The following is a 4,925-nucleotide window of genomic DNA, read 5'->3' as shown; positions in this document are numbered from 1 at the left end:
GCCCGCGCGGCGTCGATTTCCCACTCGCGAATCCGCGACAGCGCAAGCAAGGTCGGAATCGCCAGAATGAAGGTGACGAGAAATACCGAGCGGCTCGACAACAGATAGCCGCATGTACCCATCACGGCGGCGGCAACGCCGTTGCCAAGCGATGCGTAGCGGGCGTTACGCCCAAACCGCTCGCCGATCGCAAGTGGTCCGACCAGACCGAGGCTGATCGCAGCAATCGCCGGACCGAGCACGCAACTCGCAGCGGCGTGCAGCGTCGCAGCGGCCGCTACTACCGGAAAAATCGGCCATGCGGCATATCCCAGCGCGCTGACGCCAATCGTCGCCACCGCGAGGCCGGCCACCAGCCGCTCGGAGCGGGCGGCGTCGACAATAGCCCCGCCGGGCATTTGTCCAATCAACGCGACAAGGCCGCCGATCGACAGCACAAGTCCGATCTCGACCTGGGTCCATTTCTGCGTCGTCAGATACACCGCGATGAACGGGCCGAAGCCGGTCTGCACGTCGGCGAGAAAGAAGATGAACCAGTCCAGCCCGCGCAGGCTCTGCCGCGACGGCTCCGGCGCATGGCGCGGCTCGCCGCCCTCAGGCTCCGGCGCGAGGCCGGGCGCGCGGGCGACGTCCCGCACATCGCCATCGTCGGCGCGCGGCCGTTCCGGGGCATGGGTGGTGGCGAGCAGCACTTATCTCTCCTGCGCCGATAGCGGGAAACGCAGCGGATACAGCGCGCCGGAGGCACCAAGCGCCACGATCGGCGCATCGTCCTTGTATTCCGGCGCGGCGCGGACCTGTTCGCGCGTCAATTCCAGGGTGATGCTCTCGCTCTTGTTGGCCACGTTCCAGAAATGCAGCGCGCTCCAGTCGACCACGATCTTGCGGCTGCCGACGCCGAGGAAGCCGCCGAAATCGATCACCACCGCGCGCGCGACGCCGCCACGGTCGACGATTACGTCGGCGATGCGCCCCATGTTCTCATTGGCGGGGCTGCGTACGTCGCGGCCGAGAATGCCGTGGGCATCGAAGGCGTCGATCACCGTCACCGACGGCGGCTTGGCCACGGTCACCGCGGGCGCGGCCGGAGGTGGCGGAATTTCCGTCGCTGCAGAGGGCGCCGCTTGCGCGTCCTGCGGCGTTGCCGGAGCCGGCTCGTCGGCGGCCCAGGTCGGGCTGACGAACGATAGCGCGCAGCCAAGCGCCGCAATGAATCTCACTCGAGTTACGTTCATGCCGCCTCTTTCAATTCTCGTTGGTCGCCGCTCCATCCGCGTGTCGTCCTCGCGAAGGCGGGGACCCATAACCGCCGGGTTCGCGGCTTGAACGCCGCTGCCCTATCCCGCCACGACGGGACGGAGTGTATGGGTCCCCGCTTTCGCGGGGACGACTCACAGAAGTCTGTATCCCCGATCAATGCGTCAGCACGATCGAGACCTGAATCTTGCCGCGCGTGCGCAAAATCTCCAGCGAGACGTCGTCATGGTGTTTGCGCAACCGCAGATCGACGCTGGAATCGCCGAGCCGCAAATCGCGCAAAATTACTTCGTTGAGGAACGCCGGCAGCCGCGGATTGCGGAAGCGGATCTCGCCGCGCGCCGCGTCGAACTCGATGCCGAGCGCGGCCTCGAGCAGAGTGAACGGCGTGGCGCTGGCCCAGGCTTGCGGCGCGCAGGCGACGGGATACAGTGTCGGGCCGCGGCGCTTCTCGCGTTGGAATCCGCAGAACAATTCCGGCAGCCGCCGTAGGTCCATATAGGCCGCAGTGTCGAACAGGCCCTTGAACACCGCCTCGACCGAATGTTTGAGACCGTAGCGCGCCAGCCCGAGCGCGATCAGCGCATTGTCGTGCGGCCAGATCGAGCCGTCATGATAGGACATCGGATTGTAGCGTGGCTCGCCCCGCGCCACGGTGCGGATACCCCAGCCTGTGAAAAAATGCGGCCGCATCAGGTCAGCGGCAACGAGCCGCGCGCGGTCCTCCCGCGCGATGCCGGTGAACAGCACCTGTCCAGCATTGGAGGTGCGCACCGCGCACGGCAGTTTGTTGCCATCGAGCGCGATCGCATAGGTGCCGATCTCCTCGCACCAGAACGCTTGCTCGAATTTGTCCTGCAACGCCTGCGCCTCCGCTTCAAGCCGCCTTGCGCGGTCATGCTGGTTCATGCGCATCGCCAGCCGCGACGCCAGGAGCTTGGCGGCGTAGACATAGCCCTGTACTTCGGCGAGCGCGATGTTGCCCTTGGCGAGCTGGCCGTCGGCGTGGAAGATCGCGTCGTATGAATCCTTCCAGCCCTGGTTCTGTAGCCCCTCGTCGGTGGCGCGCTGGTACTCGACGAAGCCGTCGCGGTCGGGGTCACCTGGGCCGTCGATCCACGCAAGGCCGGCCTCGATCGCCGGCCACAACTCGGCCAGCGTCGCGTCATCACCGGTACGTTCGATATAAAGCCCGGCGAGCAGCACGAACAATGGCGTGGAATCCACGCTGCCGTAATATTGCGCGAACGGCACCTCGCGGAGCGCGGCCATCTCGCCGCCGCGCATCTCGTGCAGAATCTTGCCGGGCTCGGCGTCCGACAATGGATCGACGCTTTTGGCCTGGAACGCGGCCAGCCGCTTCAGCACGCCCCGCGCGACACGCGGATCGATCCACAGCATCTGCAGCGCTGTGATCAGCCCGTCGCGGCCGAAGGTGGTCGAGTACCAAGGGATGCCGGCATAAGGATAGCGGCCCTGCGGCGTGTCGGTCATCAGCATGTTCAGATCGGCCATCGACTGGCAAAGGACCTCGTTGAAAATGTCGTTCGAGGTTTCGATCGAGGTCGCGCCCCTGCTGAAATTCCGCATCTCGCGGCGAAGCGCCAGCAGGCTGCGGAAGAACGGCGGAGGACGGTGGCCGACGGCCGCATTACAGGTCGCCGCCACGAACAACGAAGTGCTTTCCTGCGGCGCCAGTTCTAAATGATAGGTCGCCATGTTGGCCGACAGTCGCGTCGGCTTCGGATCGAAATGCACCATGGTACTGCGCGGCGTGTGGTCGAGGCCGGTATATTCCAGCGCCGCGTCGCTCGGTCCGACGAGCCGGCTGGTGGCGACGCCACGATGCGCGCGCTTCGAGCCGCGCACCTCGAAGAGATCGGCGAAGTCGTTGTCGAACTTCAGCGTGAGGTCGAAGCTTGCCGGCGCCTCGCCGTGGTTCTGCACGCCGATGCGCTGATAGGCGGTACCGTGCCACAGGAAGAAGGTGCGCACGATGTGCAGCATGTCCTTGGCCAGCACCAGCCGGTTGTTCTGGTAGATATCCGGATTGGTCAGATCGACCGTTAGCGTCGAATTGTCATCGCGTAGATTGGAGCCGAGCAGCAGCGGCTGCACGTCGTCGAGCGTCAGTTCGAGCCGCGCCAGGTAGCGCGTGTCGGCATTGAAAAGCCCGTCCGGCCCGCCCGCGGAGGCGCCGATGTCGCCATGGCTATCAAGCACCACAAAGGTGTCATTGTGCTTCAGCGCCCGGCGCGGTCGCGCGGCGGGGCCGGTCATCGGAATGTAGAACGGCGACTCCACGATGCCGGAATCGACGGCGTGGATCGGGGACAGTTTCGCGGCGGCTTCACTGGGCATGAAACACCTCGGCCGGTTGATGGGCAGGCAAGCCGCTCGGCGAACGACTCAGATGGAGCCTAGACCGGTCACGCCGCGTGTTGGGCGAGCCGGCTCATTTCCTGGGTCACGAGTTCGCGATACGGCCCGGAGCCCTTCATCAGGCTGTCGGGCTTGCCGTCCTCGATGATCTTGCCGCCCTGCAGCATAATGACGCGGTCAAAGTTGCGTAGCGTGGCCAGGCGATGTGCGATGGCAATCACGGTACGGCCGCGCATCAGGCGCTGCAACGCCTCGCGGATGGCTTCCTCGGACTCGCTGTCGAGCGCGGCGGTGGCTTCGTCGAGCAACAGGATCGGCGCATCCTTGAGAAAGGCGCGGGCAATGGCGATGCGCTGGCGCTGGCCGCCGGACAGTTTTACGCCGCGGTCGCCGACCTGGGTGTGCAGGCCCTCCGGCAGCGTCTCGACGAAGTCGCAGCGCGCCGAAATCGCCGCGCGCATCACGTCCTCATCGCTGGCGCCGGGCCGGCCGTAGCGGATGTTTTCCATGATCGAACGGTGGAACAGCGAGATATCCTGAGGCACTACCGAGATTGCCTGACGCAGGCTGAGCTGGGTCACCCGTGAAATATCCTGGCCGTCAATCGCAATGCTGCCTTTCTGCACGTCGTAGAACCGCTGCAACAGCACGAACAAGCTCGACTTGCCGCCGCCGGACTGGCCGACCAGCCCGACGCGCTGGCCGGCATGCAGCCGAAGGCTGAACTTGTCGAACACCGGCAGGCCACCGGGATAGTTGAATGAAATATCATTGAAGGCGATGGCCGCGCCGGATTTCACGAGCGGCTCGGCTTCCGGGTGATCGCTGAGTTCGTGCGGCACCAGCAAGGTCGCAAGAGCTTCCGACAAGCGGGCCACATGCTGCGTCACATCGACCAGGGCGACGGCCAGATCGCGCGTCGCATGAAGGATGGAGAGGCCGAGCGTGCATACCAGCACCACATCGCCGGTCGAGGCGCCGCCGCTCTGCCACAGTCGGATCGCCCAGGCGAGCAGCGCAATGGTGAGTACGACGGTGATGGCGGCATGGGTGAGGCGCAGCCGCTCCAGATAGCGCAGGCTGCGGCCGCGCGCGTTCAACTCGCGATCGACAGTGGCATCGAAGCGGGCATGCTCGAAACCCAGTCCACAGAAAGCGCGGACCAGCGGCATGTTATTGATGACATCGACCATCTCGCCATCGACGGCCGCAGCCTTGTCGGCGAAATCGTCATGCAGGTCCTTGCCCGCCGCAGCCATCTTGAACATGACGACAACGACGGTGCC

General features: G+C 65.3%; 4 protein-coding genes. All 4 read right to left on the bottom strand.

Features of this window, described 5'->3' with window-relative positions; genetic code table 11:
• Positions 1-692: MFS transporter (locus JWQ24_RS27780; RefSeq protein ID WP_366521470.1), on the bottom strand; the 692-nt coding region annotated here is incomplete at its 3' end.
• Positions 693-1,235 (bottom strand): PRC-barrel domain-containing protein, encoded by a 543-nt coding sequence (locus JWQ24_RS27775; RefSeq protein ID WP_299815606.1) that lies wholly within the window; start codon positions 1,233-1,235, stop codon positions 693-695.
• A gap of 178 nt (positions 1,236-1,413) precedes the next feature.
• Complete coding sequence (locus tag JWQ24_RS27770) at positions 1,414-3,618, bottom strand: amylo-alpha-1,6-glucosidase (RefSeq protein WP_299815604.1); 2,205 nt, start codon at positions 3,616-3,618, stop codon at positions 1,414-1,416.
• A gap of 68 nt (positions 3,619-3,686) precedes the next feature.
• Positions 3,687-4,925: ABC transporter ATP-binding protein (locus JWQ24_RS27765; RefSeq protein WP_299815601.1), on the bottom strand; the 1,239-nt coding region annotated here is incomplete at its 5' end.

Source organism: Tardiphaga sp. (assembly GCF_028290495.1).
GTDB lineage: Bacteria > Pseudomonadota > Alphaproteobacteria > Rhizobiales > Xanthobacteraceae > Tardiphaga.
The sequence above is the reverse complement of the archived record's forward strand: the minus strand, read 5'-3'. Positions and strand labels throughout refer to the sequence as shown.